17 protein-coding genes and 2 pseudogenes are annotated in these 20,418 nt (G+C 68.2%); 13 read left to right on the forward strand and 6 right to left on the reverse strand.

The window, feature by feature from the left end; all coding sequences use genetic code 11:
• Positions 1-234 precede the first annotated feature (234 nt).
• Both ACH4DZ_RS34030 and ACH4DZ_RS34035 read left to right on the forward strand, forming a co-directional pair.
• A pseudogene (locus ACH4DZ_RS34030) lies at positions 235-594 on the forward strand (transposase); the annotation flags it as partial.
• A gap of 252 nt (positions 595-846) precedes the next feature.
• On the forward strand, positions 847-1,974 hold the full coding sequence (locus ACH4DZ_RS34035; RefSeq protein WP_398291723.1) for an amidohydrolase family protein: 1,128 nt from the start codon (positions 847-849) through the stop codon (positions 1,972-1,974).
• Positions 1,975-2,250: 276 nt separating this feature from the next.
• Here the strand turns inward: ACH4DZ_RS34035 and ACH4DZ_RS34040 are convergent, their stop codons facing one another.
• Together ACH4DZ_RS34040 and ACH4DZ_RS34045 are read right to left on the reverse strand one after the other, a co-directional pair.
• Positions 2,251-2,616: a hypothetical protein gene (locus tag ACH4DZ_RS34040; protein WP_398291725.1), complete on the reverse strand. Its 366-nt coding sequence runs from the start codon at positions 2,614-2,616 to the stop codon at positions 2,251-2,253.
• A gap of 37 nt (positions 2,617-2,653) precedes the next feature.
• Complete coding sequence (locus ACH4DZ_RS34045) at positions 2,654-3,349, reverse strand: phosphotransferase (RefSeq protein WP_398291726.1); 696 nt, start codon at positions 3,347-3,349, stop codon at positions 2,654-2,656.
• 544 nt (positions 3,350-3,893) lie between these two features.
• On the opposite strand from ACH4DZ_RS34045, the gene ACH4DZ_RS34050 reads away from it, so the two are divergent.
• Positions 3,894-4,271, forward strand: coding sequence for a hypothetical protein (locus ACH4DZ_RS34050; protein WP_398291728.1), 378 nt, complete (start codon positions 3,894-3,896; stop codon positions 4,269-4,271).
• Between the two features lie 93 nt (positions 4,272-4,364).
• Here ACH4DZ_RS34050 and ACH4DZ_RS34055 read toward each other — a convergent pair whose 3' ends face one another.
• Positions 4,365-5,024: a lysophospholipid acyltransferase family protein gene (locus ACH4DZ_RS34055; protein ID WP_398291730.1), complete on the reverse strand. Its 660-nt coding sequence runs from the start codon at positions 5,022-5,024 to the stop codon at positions 4,365-4,367.
• 607 nt (positions 5,025-5,631) lie between these two features.
• Between ACH4DZ_RS34055 and ACH4DZ_RS34060 the strand changes: the two are divergent.
• Positions 5,632-6,162, forward strand: a pseudogene (locus ACH4DZ_RS34060) (hypothetical protein); the annotation flags it as partial.
• Between the two features lie 81 nt (positions 6,163-6,243).
• On the opposite strand, the gene ACH4DZ_RS34065 reads toward ACH4DZ_RS34060, so the two are convergent.
• Entirely contained in the window at positions 6,244-7,116 is an 873-nt protein-coding gene (locus tag ACH4DZ_RS34065; RefSeq protein WP_398291732.1) for an SDR family NAD(P)-dependent oxidoreductase, read from the reverse strand.
• 58 nt (positions 7,117-7,174) lie between these two features.
• On the opposite strand from ACH4DZ_RS34065, the gene ACH4DZ_RS34070 reads away from it, so the two are divergent.
• The gene (locus tag ACH4DZ_RS34070; protein ID WP_398291734.1) at positions 7,175-7,840 is read left to right on the forward strand and encodes a TetR family transcriptional regulator; all 666 of its coding nucleotides are present in this window, start codon (positions 7,175-7,177) and stop codon (positions 7,838-7,840) included.
• 76 nt (positions 7,841-7,916) lie between these two features.
• On the opposite strand, the gene ACH4DZ_RS34075 is transcribed toward ACH4DZ_RS34070, so the two are convergent.
• Positions 7,917-9,854: a helix-turn-helix domain-containing protein gene (locus ACH4DZ_RS34075; RefSeq protein WP_398291736.1), complete on the reverse strand. Its 1,938-nt coding sequence runs from the start codon at positions 9,852-9,854 to the stop codon at positions 7,917-7,919.
• A gap of 174 nt (positions 9,855-10,028) precedes the next feature.
• On the opposite strand from ACH4DZ_RS34075, the gene ACH4DZ_RS34080 reads away from it, so the two are divergent.
• The 3 genes from ACH4DZ_RS34080 to ACH4DZ_RS34090 are packed head-to-tail and all read left to right on the forward strand — an operon-like array spanning position 10,029 to position 14,553.
• Positions 10,029-11,375 (forward strand): MFS transporter, encoded by a 1,347-nt coding sequence (locus ACH4DZ_RS34080; RefSeq protein WP_398291738.1) that lies wholly within the window; start codon positions 10,029-10,031, stop codon positions 11,373-11,375.
• Complete coding sequence (locus tag ACH4DZ_RS34085; protein ID WP_398291740.1) at positions 11,372-12,874, forward strand: AMP-binding protein; 1,503 nt, start codon at positions 11,372-11,374, stop codon at positions 12,872-12,874. The genes ACH4DZ_RS34080 and ACH4DZ_RS34085 overlap by 4 nt, the downstream gene beginning before the upstream one ends.
• A 2-nt stretch (positions 12,875-12,876) precedes the next feature.
• Positions 12,877-14,553: a tannase/feruloyl esterase family alpha/beta hydrolase gene (locus tag ACH4DZ_RS34090; RefSeq protein WP_398291742.1), complete on the forward strand. Its 1,677-nt coding sequence runs from the start codon at positions 12,877-12,879 to the stop codon at positions 14,551-14,553.
• Positions 14,554-14,569: 16 nt separating this feature from the next.
• Here the strand turns inward: ACH4DZ_RS34090 and ACH4DZ_RS34095 are convergent, their stop codons facing one another.
• Positions 14,570-15,187 (reverse strand): TetR/AcrR family transcriptional regulator, encoded by a 618-nt coding sequence (locus ACH4DZ_RS34095; protein ID WP_398291744.1) that lies wholly within the window; start codon positions 15,185-15,187, stop codon positions 14,570-14,572.
• Between the two features lie 104 nt (positions 15,188-15,291).
• Here ACH4DZ_RS34095 and ACH4DZ_RS34100 point away from each other — a divergent pair, with 104 nt between their 5' ends.
• The 5 genes from ACH4DZ_RS34100 (at position 15,292) to ACH4DZ_RS34120 (ending at position 20,374) form a co-directional block, all read left to right on the forward strand.
• The gene (locus ACH4DZ_RS34100) at positions 15,292-16,254 is read left to right on the forward strand and encodes an NADP-dependent oxidoreductase (protein ID WP_398291746.1); all 963 of its coding nucleotides are present in this window, start codon (positions 15,292-15,294) and stop codon (positions 16,252-16,254) included.
• 240 nt (positions 16,255-16,494) lie between these two features.
• On the forward strand, positions 16,495-17,688 hold the full coding sequence (locus ACH4DZ_RS34105) for a serine hydrolase domain-containing protein (RefSeq protein ID WP_398291748.1): 1,194 nt from the start codon (positions 16,495-16,497) through the stop codon (positions 17,686-17,688).
• 84 nt (positions 17,689-17,772) lie between these two features.
• A complete protein-coding gene (locus ACH4DZ_RS34110) occupies positions 17,773-18,360 on the forward strand; it encodes a hypothetical protein (protein ID WP_398291750.1) in 588 nt (195 codons plus the stop codon).
• Positions 18,361-18,958: 598 nt separating this feature from the next.
• A complete protein-coding gene (locus ACH4DZ_RS34115; RefSeq protein ID WP_398291752.1) occupies positions 18,959-19,423 on the forward strand; it encodes a hypothetical protein in 465 nt (154 codons plus the stop codon).
• Positions 19,424-20,041: 618 nt separating this feature from the next.
• On the forward strand, positions 20,042-20,374 hold the full coding sequence (locus ACH4DZ_RS34120; protein ID WP_398291754.1) for a hypothetical protein: 333 nt from the start codon (positions 20,042-20,044) through the stop codon (positions 20,372-20,374).
• Positions 20,375-20,418: the final 44 nt, after the last annotated feature.

The following is a 20,418-nucleotide window of genomic DNA, read 5'->3' on the forward strand; positions in this document are numbered from 1 at the left end:
TACCGGCCGCGGCAAGGGTCGTGTCTCCAGCCCAGTGGTGGCTTCAAACGATGGGCCGCCCGGCATCCCGCGACGACCCGGCCACTCATTGGGATGCGCTGCAAAGATCGTTTGGTGAGGACACGCCTGCGAGGTCGTCCTAGGACAGATACAGGAACGACTTCGAAGGCGGCCGTGCCCCAACTGTTGGCTGGTATGGATGCAGGCAGGCAAGGCCGAGCACCACTGCGTGGTGCATTGCTCAAACTGGTCAGCGAGGTACTGGAGTTGAGCGGCGGTCATCCGGTGACATGGGCGATCGACCTCAACGCCGGCGGAGCTGCCCTGGTGAGCACGCTGCTGACCGACCACGGGCAAGAGGTCCTCTACTCCCCCGGCCGCACCGTCCATCACGCCTCCGGATCCTACTGGGGCGATGGGAAGACGGACACGAAGGATGCCTTCGTGATTGCGGATCAGGCACGCGCGCGATGGACCCTTCAGTCGGTTCACCGCGGCGACGACATCGCGGTCGACCTGCCGTTTCTCACCTCGCGTCGCCGACACCCGGCTGCGGACTCCTGCTGGGCCTCGTCGACCGCGCGGAGGTCCGCGAGGCCGCGGCCGCGTGGACCGGACGTGTCGACTCCGTCATCGCCCGCATGGACCGGGTGGCCGTCGACGCCACCGCGCTGGTGCGTGCGCTGGGCACCTCGTTCGCCAACCGGCCTGAGTGGCCGCATTAACGTTCGTCTCAGGTTCGCTCGGTAGGAAGTATGCATCCGGATAGGCGCGGTAACCCGTCGTGTCTTGCAGACGGATGCCGCGGGGATACCGCACCACCCAAACACCTGAGGAGAAACCGACATGAAGTCCAACGCAAACCCTCTGAAGAACCTCACGGCTGGACGCCGCGGCTTCCTAGCCGGCACGGCAGCACTTGGCATTGGCGCAGGCTTGTCCACGCATGCCATTGCCTCCCACGTGGCAGCGGACGAGACTACGGATTTTTCACAGCGAGACAAGGACCTGCCCTTCATCGGCACGGAAGAGACCTTTTCCACCCATGAGTTGATGGTGCTGAACGACAGGCTGTTCCTCGAGGACACTGGTCTTGCCGAGCTCGGCCCGCGCCGCATCGGTGCAATGGATAAGGCAGGGCTCAACATTCAGATCCTCTCCGCACATACGCCAGGTGTGCAGAATGTCAGAGGTCAGAAGGGCATCGATTTCGCGTATCGCCTCAACAAGTTGCTCGTCGATGGACCGATGGCCACCTATCCGGGGCGGTTCAAGGCATTCGCAACCTTACCTCTGCAGAATCCGGAGGCCTCGGCGGACGAGCTGGAACGCACCGTTCGGGAAGATGGCTTCCTGGGATGCTTGACCAATGGAATCATCGGGAAGAAATTCCTCGACCATCCCGACTTCGAGCCCCTGCTGTCGCGCGCCGAAGCCCTTGACGTGCCGATATACATCCATCCGGGCCTGCCGCCTGACGAGGTCTTCGAAATCTACTACAGCAATATGCGGCCGGAGTATCAGAAGGAGTTCCAGGACCAGGTTCTCAGCATCTCCGCATATGGATGGCACCAGGAAGTCGTCACCCAGTGCCTCCGAATGATCACCTCAGGAGTATTCGACAGGCACCCCAAGCTCCAGATCATCATCGGCCATATGGGAGAGGGCCTTCCGTTCTTCTACGAACGCGTCTTGGAGAAGATGAGCGAAGTGACCAGGAAGAGCCTGGACAAGCCGTTCGAGCAGTATTTCCATGAAAATTTCTGGTTCACAACCAGCGCATTTCCTCAGACTGAACTGCTCGATCTCCTGCTGAAATACATAAATGTGGATCGAGTGATGTTTGCAACCGACTACCCGTTTGCAGACATGAAAACTCAAACTGACTGGTTCCGGGGAGTCGCTTTGTCACGCGAAGCCAAGGAAAAAATCGCGTTCCGAAACGCGGAGAAACTTTTCGGCATCAAAGTCTGACACGTCCCGACGGGCAGAATGATGCCCGTGAACTGACGCGCCTGTGTCGGCAGAAGTGCAGAATACTTTGGCTGTAAGGCGAGAGTGCAGCCAGAGTATGCGATGCGCGGCTGCCGCATCACGCGGTCTTTATACAACGTAGATCGCATGCTCTGCTAGAGAGATCACAGTGTCATGCCAGTTCGCCCAGCGGCGGGCTACGCAGAGGTTGTTGGCAGTGGTACTGCAGGTTGTATCCGGGCAGCAGTGCCAGCTCCGGCAGGGCATGCCCGAGTGCTACCAGTAGGTCAGGTCGAACACGTCCGAGCAATATGGGTCCACCGCGTCAGAGCGGTTGTATTTCAGCTGATCGTCGGTGATGAGGGAGGGCAGGGCGGCAGCCAGACCGGTGAGGCCCACTGCCACAGCTCCTTCTTCATCGCGAAGAGACACGTCGAGACCGACCACGCCCGACAACCCCTCACCTGCCACGTAGAGACGCGCACTGCGCTGGACAGGGAGAAGAAAACCGCACACGTCCAGCCTCCCGGCGGGTTCGGACTCTCCGAGTGGGACGATCCCTGCGACGGCTGCGTGAAGAGCGTCCGTGAGGTCGAGCTCCGGACCAGCCTCCAAGAGCCGCGCCACCTCCTGCGTACCCACGACGGGAATACCGTGCCCGTCGCGGTCGCCATCACAATCATGGTCGGGGTCCGCTGCCGTCCGCGGAACGTCGGGCTCCTGCCGCATCCGCACGGCTTGCCGCAGAGCAGCAGCCAGCACGGAGGCCGGCCGAGTCCGCACCGTAGGCGTCGCAGAGCAACCGCAGCCGTCGCGCCAACGGCGCGCCGACTGCGCCGTAGCCGACCCTGCGCTGACGGTCGGGAAGCCGCAAAGGCACGCTGTACCAGGCCAGTTGTGCGAGGTCGTCCAACGCATCGCCGGGAATGGCCAGGTCCCAGTCAATGACGCCCACTAGACGGTCGTCCGCCCAGACCGTGTTCCAGCTCGTGAGGTCGCCGTGACGCATGATCAACCCGGGACGCCAGCGGGCGCCCGGGTCGCACCAGACGGCCTGATCTGAGGGACGGAAGTCGCGTACGGCCTCGTGGTAATCGCGCAGCCACCGGCCGAGCGCAGTGATGCACTCGTCCGCGAGAAGCGCTGGTGGCCATGGAGACAGCCCGACTTCGCCACGCAGCAGCGACACCACCTCGTGGCCGTCCACGGGACCGTCACCAAGGGCGCGCGGCACGCCGGCGAATCCCACCTGCTCCAGGTGGGGCAGTAGTTCCCGTACCGCAGGGGTCCACACGCGCCACGGCCTAAGAATGGTCTCGCCCTCACGGCGCACCGTCGACAGACCGCCGCGCATCGATTCACCGTCCTGGATCATGGAGGGACCCTGGTGCGCGGCGGAATCCCGGGCTCCGGGGCGCGGTGCCCTTCCGGCAGTCTCGTGCGGGAGCCGGATCGGGCCGAGCTCCTCGGTACCTACCATCCGGAGCACCAGGGCTCACTGACGTGGTGCGGTGCCTTCCTCGGCTTCGTAGGTTCGTAGGCTTCGTAGCCCAGGTGTTCGTGGGTGAGCAGCTCGGGCGGGTGTCGACCGAGGATGGCTGATCGGCCATGGTGGCGATTCGAGTCGGCGACACCGTCGTGCTGGCCTTCGACCGACTCGCGGACTGGCCCAGCGTTCCGAGCCTGCTGCGCGTGTTTGTTGCCGGTGCGGACGAAACGTTCTCACCGGCTGTCGGATGGGCCATCCCGGTGCAGTCGAGGACGAGTTCCTTGGAGAGCTGCCGTCACCCGCCCCCTCCTCGCCCGTCGGCCCCGCCCACGCCACCGACGCCTCCGACGCCTCCGACTGAGTACACCGACCGAGTGGGCTGAGTAGGTCATCCGATGCCCTGCCGCACGGCGGCTGCTGGACTGCCGTCATGACCAAGGACATGCCGCCTGCCCGTCCCCTGCGCTCCGCCACCCGCACCGCCGCCACCACCGGTTCGGCGCTCGCAGTCGTGATCCTTCCCCTGGTGGTCGGCGCCCTCGCCTCGCGGGCCATCGGGGGTGACCCGATGGCGTCGGTCAACGCCATGATCACGGGTGGGGGAGAACGCGCCCGGCTTTCCCGCTGCCAACTCCGCGGCTATCGCGGCCGCGCGCTCACGACAGCGCGGCACGCATGGGACCGCTCTTCCCGGTTGACCGGTGGAAAGCCGCTCCGGGCCACTCTCACCGAGGCGGGCCACCGCATCGAGCGCCTGCGCACGGCTTCGCCGCGCCATGGGGCACCGGGCGCGGCGGACCGCTCGTAGCGAAGGTCGCGGACCGGTCGCGCCGAAGGTCGCGGACCGGTCGTAGTTGAGCTCGCGTCCGGTCGTAGCCAAGCTCGCCAGCCTGTCAGCCTGTCAGCGAGTGAACGCCGCCGGTTCGCGCAGCTGTCCGGCCGCGACGCGCCAGGCCGACACGACGGCCTGGCGCGTGGCCGCGCTCGCCGCCTCGACCCCCGCGGGCGGGCGGAGCGGTGCGCCCACATGGACGTGGAGGCGCGGACGACGGGCCGGTGCCGTCAGGAAACCCGCGAGCTGTTTGGCACGACTGCCGGACGCGACCCGGCGCGCTCCGGCCTGCCCGATCGGAACGACAGGGGCGCCGGAGGTCAGGGAGAGTCGCGCGGGGCCGCTGCGGAAGGATTCGGGCGCGGCTTCGGCGGCGTCCGTCCGGCGCGGAAGCCGCCCCTCGCCGTAGATGAGGACGTGGCGGCCCGCATCGAGCGCTGCCACGGCAGCGTCCAGGGAGTCGGCCGCTCGCGAGGTACGGCGGTGTACGGGGACATGGCCGTCGCGGTCCAGGAGGTACCGCAGGACGGGTACGCGCCACAGTCCGGCGGTGGCGAGGACGACCGGTTCGATGTCCATACGGCGCAGCGCGGCCAGCACAATGCCGGGGTCTGCCAGGGATGTGTGGTTGGCGACGAGGACGGCCGGCGCCGGGAGGGTGGTGACCTCCGCGGAGGTCGTCAGATGCCCGAGGGCGGGGACGACGGCGGCTGCTACGCGACTGAACACGCGACTCCTGCTTTCGGGCGAGTGGATCGATGGCGAAGCGACGAATTCATCATCGCCTCAGGACCGTCCGAAGCCCTGAGTCGACGTACTCATCCGGTCCATCGCTGCCGTACTCACCTGCGCACATGCTCACGTCCCGGGTCGGCCCGAGCGGGCCCGGCAGCACATGGACACGTACATCGCCGGCCGTCTCAAGGCGCGTTCATCGTCAGGCATACGCTGTCAGCCCGGCAGACACGGTCGGCCGTACGAACACAGCCGGGAACGCCAGTCAGGAACGTAGTCAGGAACGTAGTCAGGAATGCAGCCAGCAATACTGCCAGGGGAAGCACTTGAAGGCTGAGGCGACGCACGTCTGGGACTCGGCACTCGACTCTGTCGTGGTCTACGCCCAGGGCCCGGTCTGTCGACGAGTCGCGCGGGGCAGCGTGCCGCCGGACGGCAGGCTGCGGATCACCGGGCTGCCCCGGACGCCGGGGCCCGGCTCTCTGACGGCCCGCGTCGTCGGTACCTCCGGGGTGCGGGTGGTCGAGGCGCGGGTCGAGGTCGACTCCGTACCGAACGACCCTGCCACACCTCATGAGTTGGGGCGCGAGGTCGAGCGGCTGCGGCCGGCACCGAGTACGCCTGCTCGCCCGAACTCTCCCCCCTGGTCACCCAGGTGGTGCGGTTCGACAACCGGTCCGGGCACGCGCTGCTCGCGGGCCCCGTCGACCTGGTCCGCGGCAGCGGCTTCGTCGGCCGCGCGACGCTGGAGTTCGCGGCGCCCGGGGCACCCGTCGAGCTGGCCTTCGGCAGCCGTGACGACCACCGGGTGGTCCGGCACATTGAGGAGTCCCGTACCTCCGCCGGACTGTCCCAGCGCACGCTGGTCACCCGCACGGTGCGCCTGCACCTGTCCCGATTCGCCGCCCCTGGAGAGCACGAGGAGCGAGTCGTCGTCCTGCGGGAACGCGTGCCCGTCTCCGAGGTCTCGGGAGTGGAGATCCGCGTACGTACGGAAGGGTGCTCCCCCGTGCCCGACGCCGTCGACGCCGAGGGCATCGCCCGCCTGGACGTCACGGTCCCTCCGGGCGGCCGACGCATGGTGACCTTGGAGTACGAGATCTCGGCGAGCAGCAAGGTGACGGGGATCTGACCGGGCCCATCTCGCCGCGCTTCCGTACCGGCCCGCAGGGAGGTGGCACCGGGCAAGCGGCCGTCCTGTGCTGGTCGGCGCTCAGGCCGCCGCCCGGTCGGGCGGGAAGGGCACGGGGTAGGGCTCGGCGAAGTCCGCGGAACGGCTGACCTCGCGCCACCTCTGATCCTCCTGGAGAAGCTGCCTGTCGAGCCGGATGGAGCCTTCGGCCGCGTTCACACCGAGCGGCAGATGGTCGGGGATGTCCTGGCGCCTGGCCATCCGGACCAGGATCTCAGCGGCTCGGACCGGGTCGCCCGCCGGCCCTTCGGCGGTCTGGCGGACACGTGTGTTCATGGCTCCGACCGTCTCCGCGTACGCCTCGGGGACCGCGTGGACGGCCATCGAGGAACCAGCCCAGTCGGTCTTGAAGCCGCTCGGCTCGACGACCAGCACCCTGATCCCGAACGGGGCCGTCTCGGTGCGCAGCACACGGCTGAAGCCGTCGATCGCGAACTTCGCCGCCTGGTAGGAAGCGATCCCCGGACTGCCTCCCACCCGGCCGCCCATGGAGGAGATCTGGACGACCAGGCCTGCCTTCTGCTCGCGCAGGATCGGCAGGGCCGCCTTGGTGACGTTGTACACACCCCAGAAGTTCGTCTCGAACTGGGTACGGAAGTCGGTGTCCTCCGTGGTCTCGATGGGCGACACATTGGCGTAGCCGGCGTTGTTCACCAGTACGTCGATGTGGCCGAAGTGCTGCTTCGCCTCGGCGAGAGCCGTACGCGCGGCTTCGGGATCGGTCACGTCCAGTCGTATCGGCCGTATCCGGTCGCCGAACTCCGCGACGAGGTCGGCCAGTTGCTCGGTGTTGCGGGCGCTCGCGGCGACGAGGTCGCCGGCTTCGAGTGCCGCACGGACGAGGGCACGGCCGAGGCCGCGCGAGGAACCAGTGATGAACCAGGTCTGCTGCATGCACTTAGCAAAACACTGTTGCGCTAATAACGCAACCGCGTTCCGCTAGGATCGTGTGATGACCCCGTCGGAGTTCCAGCGCGCACGCTCACCCGAAGCCAAGCGGCTGCGTGAGGCCGCCATCCTCGATGCGGCCCGCGCTCTCGGGGCCGAGCACGGCATCAGGCAGGTGACCCTCACGGACATCGCCGCCAGGGCCGGGATGCACAAGTCGGCACTGCTTCGGTACTTCGAGACGCGCGAGGAGATCTTCCTGCGGCTCACCGCGGCAGGCTGGCAGGAATGGTCGCCCGCCCTGGCCGCGAGGCTCCGCGAGATCAAGGAACCCGGCCCGGCAACCGTGGCGCAGGCGTTCGCGGCAACACTGGCGGAGCGCGGGATGTTCTGCGACCTGCTCGCCCAAGCACCGCTCAATCTGGAACGCAACGTGTCGGTCGCCGCGGTACGCGACTTCAAGCTCGCCACACTCGCCGCCCGCGAGGACATCTTCACCGCCCTGGACGAGCAGTTCCCCCGGCTCGACCGCGACAGCGCCCTCGACGTGATCGCCACCGCCGTCGCACTCGCCGGCGCGTTCTGGCAGATCGCGACCCCGGGCCCGGAGATCGCCGAGCTCTACCGCAGTGATCCCCGCCTCGCCCACGCGGTGGTCGAGGTCGAACCCCGCCTCGCCCGCATCCTCACCGCGACCATCAGCGGCATGACACCGACACCCGCCGCATAAGGCTTCCGGCAGGGCTGTTGGCCGGCTCGCGCCGGTGCCTCGACCGGCCGCTTCGGCTCACCTCGTACGGCTCGGATCAACCGCCGGTGTCCGGCGCGCTCTCATCGACTGCGGCCCTCAACTCGTGCAGTCGCAGGGCCAGTTGGAGGCGCAACGCCGAGTCCGGCGAGCGCCAGTCCTCGCCGAGCAGGGAGCCGATACGGTCCAGGCGCTTCAGCAACGTGTTCAGGTGCACGTGCAGGGCGCGGGCCGTCCGGCTCAGGTTCCCGGAGTGGGCGAAGTAGGCGGACGCCGTGGCCACGAGGCCGGTGGACCGTCGTCGGTCGTACTCCAGCAGCATGCCGATGCTGTCGGCGAGGAACCGGTCGAGGTCGCCCGAGCGGTCGGGGTCGAAGGCGAGCGCGTACATCCCGTACCGCTGAGCGCTTGCCCCACGGTCGTTCTCCCCCAGGGAGCGGATCACCTTGACGCAGCGCTGTGTCAGCGTGAACGTGCGGGACCGCTCCCCCGCGATCCGGTCGGCGACCACGAGTACGGGCACACCGAGCGTGCGGCGCAGCCTGCGGTGCAGGGTGCGTGCGACATCCTCCACATCGTCGGCGTGCAGCAGCATCGTCGGCCGGCCCAGATATTCGCCCGCCAGTCCTGACCGCTCGGTCGACAGGGGTTTCAACTGCCGGACGACTTCGCCCGCGGTCCTCTCAGGGCAGTCGACCACGACGAGGACGTCGAGGTGGTCCACGTCGACGCCACGGGCGAGGGCCCGGTCGCGCTGAGCCGGATGCAGAGGCGAGCGGGACATGAGTTCCATGAGCAGCTCGCCCCGGACCCGCTCCTCCGCTTCGGCACGGGCATCGCGCATGAGGAACAGCAGGCCCATGATCTGAGCCGAGCGCTCCAGCATGCGGACATCCGCGGGCTCCGGCGCGGCGCGGCGCGCCAGGGACAGGAAGCCGAAATGGTTTCCGCCGGGCCGGACGGCCACCACGCTGCGGAAGTACCCGTCCGCACCTTGCGTCGAGACACACCGCCCGGTGTCGCGCGCCTCCTCGCACACGTCCCGGGGCACGTCCGAAGGCATGTCCCGCGCCGCGTCCCGAGACACGTCAGGAGGCACGTCGGGAGGCACGTCAGCAGGCGTACCAGGAGGCACGTTCTGGTCGGCGTCGCCGTCGCCGTCCCGTCCTCGGGGGAAGCGGATCGCGCGGACCTCGTCGTCCCGGCCCCGGACCGTCACCGTGCCCCGCAGATGCTCGACCAGAAGCTGCGCGATGTCTCCGGGCCCGCCACCGGTCAACACCGCGTGCGTCAGCGCCTCGTGGACGGCCGCCGCCCGTTCCATGGTGGTGACCTGGTCCTCGATCGTGCGGTACGCGTCCTCAAGGCGCCGCAGCGAGACGCGGCTCTCCTCGTAGAGCCGCGCGTTGTTCAGGGCGACCGCGGCATGGCCGGCGAAAGCGCTGAAGAGGGCCACTTCGTCCTTCTCGAAGGGACGTTCGGTGCGGTCGGCGGCGAAGAGGGCTCCGATGGCCCGCTCCCCCACCATGAGCGGGACGCCCAACAGCGCCATGAGTCCTTCGCGGGGCACGAGCAGGTCGAACACGGGGTCGTGCGGAAGTCCTTGGGCTTCCCGGTAGTTGCTGACCCAGAAGGGAGCTCCGGACTCGATGACACGACCACCCAGGCCCGTTCCGGGCGGCATCCGGCCCGACGAGAACTCCGACGAGATCGTCCCGGCGGACGCTCTCACGGTGAGGTAGCCCTCCGCGTCCAGAAGCGACAGGTACGCGAAGTCGCTGCCGATCAGCTCGTGGGCGTGCCGCACGATCGAATGCAGGACCTCGTCGACCTCGCCGAGCGCCGTCAGGGACCGGGCCGTCGTGTACAGGCTGTTGAGTTCGCGCTCGCGGCGCAGCCGGTAGGCGGCCAGTTCGCCTTCGGCGGTGACGTCGACCGCGTCGGAACCGGTCCGTGCCGTCGACGACTCCGCGGAGGACTGAGGTGGTGGATTCATACACCCCGGCTTCGTGATGAGTGGAGGAGCTTTCCATCATATGGCGGGCGCGCGTGGCTTTAACCTCGCCCCACGCCACATCGTTGTGACTCGAACTCCCGGCTTCTCCACCGCTCGACCGCTCGACCACGCAAGCGCCCACGTCCGGGCCCGATCCCCTGGGGAGTGACAAGGATGTCGATTCCTGCCGTCGGCGGTCTGTACACCGTCGCCGTCCGCAAGGCGATGCTGCGCCTGCTGCCCGTCCTGTGCCTCGCCTACTTCATGTCCTACGTCGACCGGACGAACATCGCTCTGGCGAAGACCCACCTGCGGGCGGACGTGGACATCAGCGCGGCCGCCTTCGGCCTCGGCGCGGGTCTGTTCTTCCTGACCTACGCGCTCTTCGAGGTCCCAAGCAACCTGGTCATGTACCGGATCGGGCCACGACGCTGGATCGCGCGGATCGCTCTGAGCTGGGGCGCCGTCACCTCGCTCATGATGTTCATCCAGGGCGATGTCACCTTCTACATCGGGCGGATGGCACTCGGTGCGGCCGAGGCCGGTCTCTATCCGGCGATGATGTACATGGTGACCCAGTGGTTCGGTCAGAAGGACCGTGCCACCGCGATCGGGTTCATCTACCTCGCGCCCACGCTCGGTCTGCTCCTGGGCGGTCCGCTCGGCGGCGCGCTGATGGAACTGGACGACCTGGGTGGACTCCACGGCTGGCAGTGGATGTTCCTGACCGAGGGACTGATCACCATGGTCATCGGATTGGCCGTCCTGGCCTACCTGCCAGAGGTGCCCGCCGACGCGACATGGCTGACCGCGGACGAGGCGGCGGCGCTGAGCGAGCAGGCCGGCCGGGGATCCGGTCCGGACCCCGGGCACGCCCTCAGAGGCAACATGGGGCAGGCGTTCGGGCGGCCGTTCATCCTCCTCATCGGGATCATCTACTTTCTCAACCAGGTCACGATGAACGGCGTGACGTTCAACGTGCCCTCGATCATCGAGTCGTTGGACGTCAGCGGATCGTTCCTGATCGGCCTGCTCAGCGGAGTGACAGGGATCGGAGGCACGATCGGCGTGCTGGTGATGCCGCTGGTCTTCCGCCGGATCCCGCGCGAGTCCCTCACCATCGGCGTCCTCGCCGCGGCGCCCGCTCTGGTCGCGGCGGTCTTCCTGGCGGTTTCCTCGCCCGGCGTGCGTATCGCCCTGATCGGTGTCATGTCCGCCTTCACGTTCGCCACCCTGCCGATCTTCTGGTCCGTGGCCATGGCCCGGATGTCGGGAATCGTGGCGGCGGCCGGGCTGGCCTTCATCAACACGGTCGGTCTGACCGGCGGGTTCGTGGGTCCGTACCTGTTCGGGCTGGCCGAGGCGGACTCCGGAGATCCGACCTCCGGCTTCCCCATCGTCATCGCCACGTCCCTCGTCGGCGGCGCACTCGCGGTGGCCCTGCGCTGGGCGCTGCGGAAAGAGGACAGGAAGACCGCCCGGACCACAACGGTCGAGCCCGACCTGGAGGTACTTCCGTGACTTTCCTGCCTCAGGACGGATTCCCCCTGTCCGAGATCCCCGGAGCGTACGCCGCCGAGATCGGGGACACCGTGGTGATACGCGCCGGCACCGAAACACTGACCTGGACAGGCTTGCACCGCGCGAGCAACAGGGTCGCGCGCGGGCTGCTGGCCGCCGGGGCCACCACCGGCCGGATCGTGTCCCTGCTGCTGCCCAACTCGACGGATCTCGTACTGGCCGTGTTCGCGTGCTACAAGGCCGGGGCCACCCCTCAGGTGCTGTCCACGCGGATGAGGCCCGCGGAACTCGACGCGGTCCTCGAACTCGGTGACCCCGCCGTGGTCGTGACGGAACCCGGCGGTACGCTCGCCGACCGCCCGAAGGTCGTGTCCCTGGACGACCTGAGGAGGCGACAGCCCGACGACGACCTGGAACCGGCGGTCGCCACGTCGTGGAAGGCCCCGACCTCCGGCGGATCGACCGGCCGCCCGAAGATCATCCTGTCCGGCAGACCGGCGGTGACGTCAAGCTTCGACACCGACATGTGGGGAATCGAGGCCGGGGCACAGGCGTTGATCACCGCACCGCTGCACCACAACGCCCCTTTCGTGACCGCTCTTTCGACGATCTTCCTCGGCGGATCGGTGACCCTGCTGACACGGTTCGACGCCGAGCGCACCCTGTCCGCGATCGACGATCACGGTGTGGACTGGGTGTATCTGGTTCCCACGATGATGCGCCGGATCGTGGCGCTCCCGGACGAGGTCCGGGGCCGGTACACGCTCGCCTCCCTGCGTTCGGTCTGGCACTGCGCCGAACCGTGCCCGGTCTGGCTGAAGCGGAAATGGATCGAGTGGCTGGGTCCCGAGCGGGTCCGGGAGTTGTACGGGGGCACGGAGGCCGAGGCGGGATGCACCCTCGGCGGCGACGAATGGCTTGAGCACGTCGGATCGGTGGGGCGGGTGACGTGGGGTGAGATGAAGCTGCTCGACCCTGACGGCGCCGAGATCACGGAGCCGGGTACCCCGGGTGAGATCTACATGCGGGTGACTCCGGGGACCGATGCCACGTACCACTACATCGGCGCCGAGCCGACCGTACGTGACGGCTGGTCGTCCCTCGGGGACATGGGGCGGTTCGACGCCGACGGCTACCTGTACCTCCTCGACCGGCGGTCGGACATGATCACCGTGGGCGGGGTCAACGTGTATCCGGCGGAGATCGAGGCCGCGCTGGTCGAACACGAGCAGGTGATGACCGCGGTCGTGATCGGCCTTCCCGATGGCGACACCGGAAATCGGCTGCACGCGATCGTCCATACGCCGGAAAGGGCCGACGTCACGGCGGACGACATCCGGGGCTTTCTCGACGGGCGGCTTTCCCGGTACAAACTGCCGAAGTCGATCGAACTGGTCCACGACTCGTTGCGCGACGCGGCGGGCAAGGTACGGCGTTCGGAATTGCGCGCCCAGAGACTGGCCGAGCCGACCCATGCCGGTCGACCAGGACGGGAATAGCCATGAACCCCAGGACCACCCGGAAAACGGGGGTGCGTGTGGCCGTCACGCTCGCCGCCGTCGCCGCGCTTGTCGGCACCACGCCGAACGCACGACCGGCCACGGCTGATTCCGCCGTCGACGCGGTGCGATGCGAGGCGCTGGCAGGGTTTCGTATCCCCGCCTCCGTAATCTCTCTGCCCACCGGAGGCGGCCGGGTGAACGCCGCGTCCGAGATGACGGAGACCATCGGCGGTACGAGCGTCACGTACTGCCGTGTCGACGCGGCACTCCTACCCGTCGACCCCACAGCACCCGATATCCACATGCGCGTCGCCCTGCCTCTGGAGTGGAACCGCAGATCCATGATGTTCGGCGGTGGCGGCTACAACGGCACCATTCCCGAAATTCGCGCGGACGCCCCCTTCGGGCTCGCGAACACCCCCACCCCACTGGCGCGCGGATATGCGACGTACGGAAGCGATTCCGGGCACCAGGCGGACCCCGCCAAGCATCCCATTTCGTCGCTGGACGGCTCTTTCGCCCTCAACGACGAAGCACTCAGGAATTTCTCCGCGGGCGACGCGCTCAAGAAGACCCACGACGCGGCCCAGTTCCTGATCCGACGGGGATACGGGGCGCAACCCGAGCACGTGTACTTCGCGGGCGGATCGACCGGCGGCCGCGAGGCGCTGGCCGTGGTGCAGCGCTGGCCCCGCGCCTTCGACGGCGTGATCTCGGCATTCCCGGCGTGGAACAACCTCGCCGAAATCCTCTACCTGGGACATGCGACGCAGTTGTCGGCGCGGCCCGGCGCCTTCCCCGGACCCGAAAAGCAGGCGCTCCTGTACGACAGCGTCATTCAGGCCTGCGACGCCCAGGACGGACTGGCCGACAGGATCGTGTCGAACCCGGATGCCTGCCGTTTCAGACCTGAGAAGCTGCGATGCCCCGACGGCGGCGACACCGGCTCGTCATGTCTCTCGGACCGCCAGATCACCTCGGTCACGGCCATCTCGTCCCCGTGGAAATGGCCGTACAAGGTGGCCAGTGGCGAAAAGGGCTACCCCGGTTTTCCTTTCCTCTCCGGTGCCGACATGCGCACACCGCTGCTGGGTTTCGGAACCACCGCACCCACACACCCGATGCCTCTCACCAGCGGATACGGAATGCAGTACTGGGACCAGTGGGTCAAGTACTTCCTGACACGCGACCCCGGCCACAGCCCCTTGGCCGTCGAACCGGGGAAGCCGGGAAAGTGGCTCTCCCGCATCAGCCGGTTGTCCGAGATCCAGGACCTCAACGACGCGGACCTTCGACCGTTCGCGCGGTCCGGCGGAAAGCTCCTGCTCCTCCATGGCGCTGCCGACGAACTCGTCTCGCACCGTTCGACGAACGACTACTACGAGCGGGTGACCGTTACCTTGGGGCCGGGTAAGACACGGGAATTCATGCGGTACTACCTCGTGCCGGGCGCCAATCACGCGAACTTCGGCAATCCCGCGTTCGCCCCCGGCTGGGACTCGGTCACCGCGATCGAGCAGTGGTCCGAACAGCAGCGTAAACCTGTTTCTCCGGTCGCGACCGACGCACGTGACGGCAGGACCCGGCCGCTGTGCGAATACCCCCGCTGGCCGAGGTACAAGGCAGGGAATCCCGAGAGCGCCGACAGTTTCGTGTGCGGCGGGGATGCGGCGTGAGGCGGCCTTGGGCGCGCTACGGCCGCACGGGTGGGGTCCGTACGGTGCCCGCGGGAAAGCGCTGGTCCGCGGGGAGTTGGTGGTCGGCGGTCAGACCGGTCAGGAGGAGGTCGACGAGGCGGTGGAGGCCTGCGGCGGGTCGGGTGGTGAGGCGGTAGGAGGCGATGGCCGCAAGGCAGATGCGTACGTCGTCCACGCCGATGTCGTCCCGGACGACGCTGGCGGCGCGGGCCCGGTCGACGAGGCGGCGCAGCGCCCGTGCCTGTTCGCGGCGGTCCGCGGCGAAGGCGGCGGCCGCCGGATGGGAGCCGAACAGGGCCTCGTTCAGCCCGCGGTCCCGTAGCCGGTGCTCGGCGAAGCGGCGGACGACACCGCTGAGCGCACGCCATGGGTCGGGATCGTCGAGGGCGGCCTTCATGTCCGCGCGGCAGGCCGCGACGTGCTCGGTGAGCGCCGCGGTGACCAGGTCGGCGCGTGAGGGGAAGTGCCGGTGGACGGTGGCGATACCCAGGCCGACGCGGCGGGCGATCTCCCGCATCGGCAGGTCGAGCCCTTCGGCAGCGAAGGAGGCGCGGGCCACCGAGAGGATGCGGCGACGGTTGTCCTCCGCGTCCGTGCGTGTTTTCCGAGTCACTGTGCTTGCCGCGCCTCTCACTTCGACCTGATCCGGATCAGCCGCTCCACCTCCATGTCTACCGTGTGCCGACGCCCGGACGGTCCGGGCAGGGAAGGTGCACCATGCGCGCAGTACGGTTCGAGCGGTTCGGTCCCCCTGAGGTACTCGGCGTCGGATCCGTGCCCGAGCCACACGCGGGTCCGGGCGAGGTACGAATCGCCGTCCGCACGGCGGGAGTGTCTCCGGTCGACCTGGCGCTGCGGGCCGGCGACTCGCCCTCGCGTGACGGTCTCGCCCTGCCGCACGTCCCCGGGGTGGACGCGGCCGGGGTGATCGACGAGGTCGGTCCGGGCGTCACGGGCTTCCGGGTCGGCGACGAGGTGTTCGGAGCGGTCGACGTCGCCCGGCTGGGCGGAGCGAGCGCGCAGTTCGCGGTGCTCGCGTTCTGGGCGGCGAAGCCGGACGCCTGGTCCTGGGAGGAGGCGGGCGCCGCGGCGACGGGTGTCGAGACGGCGACCCGCGCCCTTGACCTGCTCGGCCTCAACGGGGAACAGGACACGACACTTCTGATCGACGGGGCGTCGGGCGGTGTCGGAAGCATCGCCGTGCAGCTGGCGGTGGCGCGAGGAGCCCGCGTGCTTGCCACGGGCCGACCCGCCGGCCACGCCTTCCTGACCTCTCTCGGCGCGACGCCGGTCGCCTACGGTCCCGGCCTGGCCGAACGGGTCCACGCCCTCGGCATCGCGCGTATCGACCCTGTCGACCGTGCCCTCGACGTGGCTGGGAAAGGCTCACTGGACGAACTCGTCGCGCTCACCGGCAGCCCGGACTCCGTGGTCACCCTCGCCGACTTCACGGGTCCCGGCCGCGGGGTGCGCCTCTCGCTCGGCCGCTACGGAAGTCAGCCGGACGGGTGCCACGGGCTGGCGTCGGCCGCCGAGCAGGCGGTGCGGGGGCGGTTCCGTGTACCGGTCCAGGCGGTGTTCCCGGCCGACCGCGCGGCGGAGGCACACGCGGCGGTGGCGACGGGCCCTCGCCGCGGGAAGACCGTCCTCGACCTCACGACGCTCGCGTCCGGCACGTGATGCGGTCGGCCGGCTCCGGGCCGCGTGGCCTTGTCACTCGTTGAGGTGCAGTACGGCCGCGTCGCCTAGGTCTTCGGTCGGGGCTTTGTTTCTGTACATCCTGTTATGGGATGAGTCGGAAGGAGCCCTGGTGAGAAGCACGTGGACACTGCTCGAAGATCTCCAGGCCCAGCCGACCAGGTGTCCTGGCGGCAGTTGGTCGCTCTGACGTCCCGCCGCGCTCACCGTCAGGAGTTCCCCGTGCCAGTCCCCCGTTCCGTACCGGTGCCCCGCTCCGCGCAGCTCCGCCTCCCTCTGGTCGCTCTGCTGAGCGCTGCCTGTCTGACCGGTCTGGTACAGGCCGCCCCGACCCACGCCTCGGACGCTCCGGCGAACGACGACCGCGCCCTGCGGCGGCAGTTGCAGACACTGACGGACGCACCCGGCGGACCTCCCGGGGCGATCGCCGTCCTCAAGCGTGGGTCCCACACCCAGGTCTTCCGGGCCGGCGTCGCCAAGGTCGGCACCGATCGTCCGATCCAGGTCACCGACCACATGCGCATCGCCAGTACGGCCAAGGCGTTCAGCGGCGCGGTCGCTCTGCGCCTCGTCGACTCCGGGGACCTGCGGCTGAACGACACCCTCGGCAAGGTGCTCCCCCGGCTGCCACGCGCATGGCATCGGGTCACCCTCCGGCAGCTCCTGAACCACACCAGCGGACTGCCCGACTTCAGCGCCGCCCCCGAGTTCCTGGCCTTGGTGACCGAGAATCCGCGCCGCCACTTCGACTCGCGTCGGCTGCTGGAGTTCGTGGCCGATGAACCGCTGGCTTTCCGCCCCGGGTCCCGGTACGAGTACTCCAACTCCGACAACATCGCCGTGGCGCTGATGGCGGAGGCCGTGACGGACCGACGGTACGAGGACCTGCTCGACGAACTCGTCTACCGCCCGTTGGAACTGCGCAGCACCAGCCTCCCGCAGGGCTTCCGGATGCCCAGGCCGTACATGCACGGCTACGACGTCACCGGGCAGAACCCGCCCGAGGATGTCAGCGAAGTGCTGAGCGCGTCCGGCGTATGGGCATCGGGCGGGATCATCTCCACCCCGAAGGACATGACGGCCTTCATCCGTGGCTACGCCGGCGGCAAGCTGATCGCCGACCGGACACGTCACCAGCAGCGCAACTGGGTCGACGGCGCTTCCGAACCCGCGGGCCCCGGCAAGAACAAGGCCGGTCTCGCCATCTTCCGGTACGCCACCCGCTGCGGCGTTGTCCACGGCCACACGGGCAACTTCCCCGGCTACACACAACTCATCGCGGCCACCCCGGACGGCACGCGGTCCCTGACCGTCTCCCTCACCACTCAGGTCAACAAGACCAACAAGCCGGAACTCCTGAAGCGCCTGCGGACCGTCCAGGAGAACCTCGTCTGCGCACTGCTGCGCAAGCGGTGAGTGACAGACACCGAATGACAGCCCCTGACGACTGCGGAACCGTGCACATGGACAAGTCCGAGGCAGCTCTGTGATAGTTCAGAAATGTTCCCCCTGCGGTTGCTGATCGCGTTGTGCGCGGCTCCGCTGGTCATGGCCACGTTCACCGGTGTCGCTTATCTGGGTCTGCGCGGCAACCCGCTGTTCCTTCTGCTCGCTCTCGCCGGCATCATGCTGGCACTGGTGGTCGGCTGGGACATCCACAACCACTGCGAGGCCAAGAACGCCACCGTCCTGATGTTCGCAGGCGGCATCGTCCTGACGACCACGATCTTCGCCGCGTACGTGGCGACGATCAGCTCGGCCGCCCCACGGCACATGTGCACCGTGGTCGAGTCACGTACCTTGCACCGGCTCAGTCCAGGCGGGGAGGCTACCTACAACTACCGGCGGCTGGACTGCGAGGACGGGCGCACCGACCATCTCGGGAACGAGCTGGCGGCCGAGAAAGGGACCGACACCACCGATCGGTACAAGGGAACCCGGCTCCTGGTGGCCTACGACCCGAATGGATGGCTCCCCTCGATGGTGGTGGATGACCAGGTCTTGTGGAGTGTCGGCGCCGGTATCGGGATGACTGTCGTCCTCACGTTGCACACGGGAGTCGTCATCGCCGACCAGCGTCGACGGTGACCCTCGCCGCCTCATCACGAGGCGTCTCGCAAAACTGGACGTTGACCGAGAGGGCGCTGCTTCACTGCATGCACGTGCAGCTCAGCGAGGAAGGGGCGTACGTTTGCGGCCGTTTGCCTCGGAGTGGGTATGTGACCGGAGCTGACGACCGGCTGAGTGGTCACGAGGGCCGTGCCATTGCCCCAGACGCAGCGGGAACTGGGGATTCACCGGGGCCGGCGAGGCGATAGTCACCGAACGCGGCGGCATCTCGGCCGTGTACCGGGCCGGCGGCTTCTCCTCGCCCCGGGTGGCGATCCAGACCCCGATGGACACCGCGGCGGGTATCGCGACCCCGACCACTCCGCCGATCCTTCTGCGTCGCGCGCGACGACGCTCGTGTCTGTGCCTGACGGCCGCCCAGTCGATGGGTGGCAGCGACCCGTTCACCGGATCCCGCTGACGTACTCGCCGGCGGCGTTGCATCAGCGGGGCGCGGGTCGTTCGACATTCTTCGGAATCCCCTCGACTTGCAGCGGTGGGTGAGCGGGGCGTTCGCGGTGCCGAGCCGCTGCCCAGGGCAACAGGGGACCCTCGCCGCTCCGCAACACCCTGCCGTTTGCCCGGCGTTGCGGGCAAACGGCTGGGTGTGGTCTTGAGGGTCGGCCGGGCTTTCCGTCTGATCGTTACGGGTGTTCGTGGCGACCGCCAAGGCGACGGGCAAAATCCGCGGCAACTGGTTGTGGTTCCGCGCGCGGCCGGGTTGCCAAAGAACCGGGAGTGCCATCCCACGGCCAACGACCGCGGCTACGCCGTGACATCGAGCTTCACCAGCATGCCGCTGACATCCCTGCCCGCCCTCGGCGCACTCCGCACCAACGGCACCCAGGCACCCGCCGCAGCCGCCGAACACATCAAAGCGGAAGACCCGGACCCACCCATCAACACCCGGCCGGCCCACCACAGCGAACAACTGATCCACCTCACCAACAGCAGCACACTCAAAGAACCCGCCCAAGAATCCACACTAAAACCGCAGGAACCAACCAGAGGCGCAGGCTGCGGGCACCGTACAAACGGCTGAACCGGCTTCAGGACGCCGCGACGACCACGACCTAACAGGCACCCACCCTGTCATCAATGTCCGCCGCGCGACCTGGACCCCGCAGCACCCCTGAACGGCAGAACGACAACCGCGCACTGCACTCACCGGCGCAGCACGCCGACACCCGCGCCACCGGCACGGCCGACATACCGCCAGCCCCCACTCCGTGACGAAGAGCAGCGCGAGCGCCTGGCCCTGCTCAGGGTTAACCACGTGCCGCCGGCCGGCCGTGCCCGCCTGGCCGCGCGGGACCAACTGCCCTTACCCGCACGGTCCCCACCCTTCTACCGCATTCCACCGCACCCCCCGCTGCCCTCACCCACACGCGCGACATCACCGTGGCGGGGCCGCGCACAGGGATGCTCCGGCGTACGCGATGTACGGGCGTTTACGTCGGCGCGCCCGCTCCACTTTCATGACTCTGTGTGCATGCGCGAACTCGGAGGGTAATTGACATGTGTCGGCGTCAACTGCCGTCTGCGAGACGGGCGCCCCTCCTGCAGACGACGAGGACCGCTCCACGCACCCGGGAGTACGCGACCCCACACGCGACGCCGGCGCCACACCCAAGCGGAATCACACAGAAGGGACACTGGCATGGCCACGTACTGGGAGTTCGTCAGGCTGGAGTGCGTCAAGCCGTCCGAGCCCTACGGGGACGAGCTGTACATGCTGCAGAACGGCAAGAAGATCTGGAACACCACCGACGACAACGAGGGCCAGGCCGGGAAGGTCTGGGAACCCGGGACACTGTTCAGGCTGACCAGCGACGTCGACATCCAGCTCTGGGAGTACGACCCGGACACCGCCGACGACCTCCTCGGGCAGACGGTCATCATGCCGTCCGAAGTCGGACTGGGACACAAGACCCGTGAGTTCACCGGCGACGGCGGCTTCTACAAGTTCACCTACCAGGTGATCAGCCACTGACACACGGCCGCCCCGGCAGGCAAAGCCGCCGGGGCGGCCGGCAT

The sequence above is a fragment of the Streptomyces sp. NPDC017991 genome (assembly GCF_044328075.1).
Classification (GTDB): Bacteria; Actinomycetota; Actinomycetes; order Streptomycetales; family Streptomycetaceae; genus Streptomyces.

Excerpts from the sequence above, each read along its gene's own strand:
- ACH4DZ_RS34050 (WP_398291728.1), top strand. The coding sequence starts at position 3,894 with ATGACCAAGGACATGCCGCCTGCCCGTCCCCTGCGCTCCGCCACCCGC.
- ACH4DZ_RS34110 (WP_398291750.1), top strand. The coding sequence starts at position 17,773 with ATGTTCCCCCTGCGGTTGCTGATCGCGTTGTGCGCGGCTCCGCTGGTC.
- ACH4DZ_RS34120 (WP_398291754.1), top strand. The coding sequence starts at position 20,042 with ATGGCCACGTACTGGGAGTTCGTCAGGCTGGAGTGCGTCAAGCCGTCC.
- ACH4DZ_RS34070 (WP_398291734.1), top strand. The coding sequence starts at position 7,175 with ATGACCCCGTCGGAGTTCCAGCGCGCACGCTCACCCGAAGCCAAGCGG.
- ACH4DZ_RS34035 (WP_398291723.1), top strand. The coding sequence starts at position 847 with ATGAAGTCCAACGCAAACCCTCTGAAGAACCTCACGGCTGGACGCCGC.
- ACH4DZ_RS34065 (WP_398291732.1), bottom strand. The coding sequence starts at position 7,116 with ATGCAGCAGACCTGGTTCATCACTGGTTCCTCGCGCGGCCTCGGCCGT.
- ACH4DZ_RS34045 (WP_398291726.1), bottom strand. The coding sequence starts at position 3,349 with ATGATCCAGGACGGTGAATCGATGCGCGGCGGTCTGTCGACGGTGCGC.
- ACH4DZ_RS34080 (WP_398291738.1), top strand. The coding sequence starts at position 10,029 with ATGTCGATTCCTGCCGTCGGCGGTCTGTACACCGTCGCCGTCCGCAAG.
- ACH4DZ_RS34090 (WP_398291742.1), top strand. The coding sequence starts at position 12,877 with ATGAACCCCAGGACCACCCGGAAAACGGGGGTGCGTGTGGCCGTCACG.
- ACH4DZ_RS34075 (WP_398291736.1), bottom strand. The coding sequence starts at position 9,854 with ATGAATCCACCACCTCAGTCCTCCGCGGAGTCGTCGACGGCACGGACC.
- ACH4DZ_RS34100 (WP_398291746.1), top strand. The coding sequence starts at position 15,292 with ATGCGCGCAGTACGGTTCGAGCGGTTCGGTCCCCCTGAGGTACTCGGC.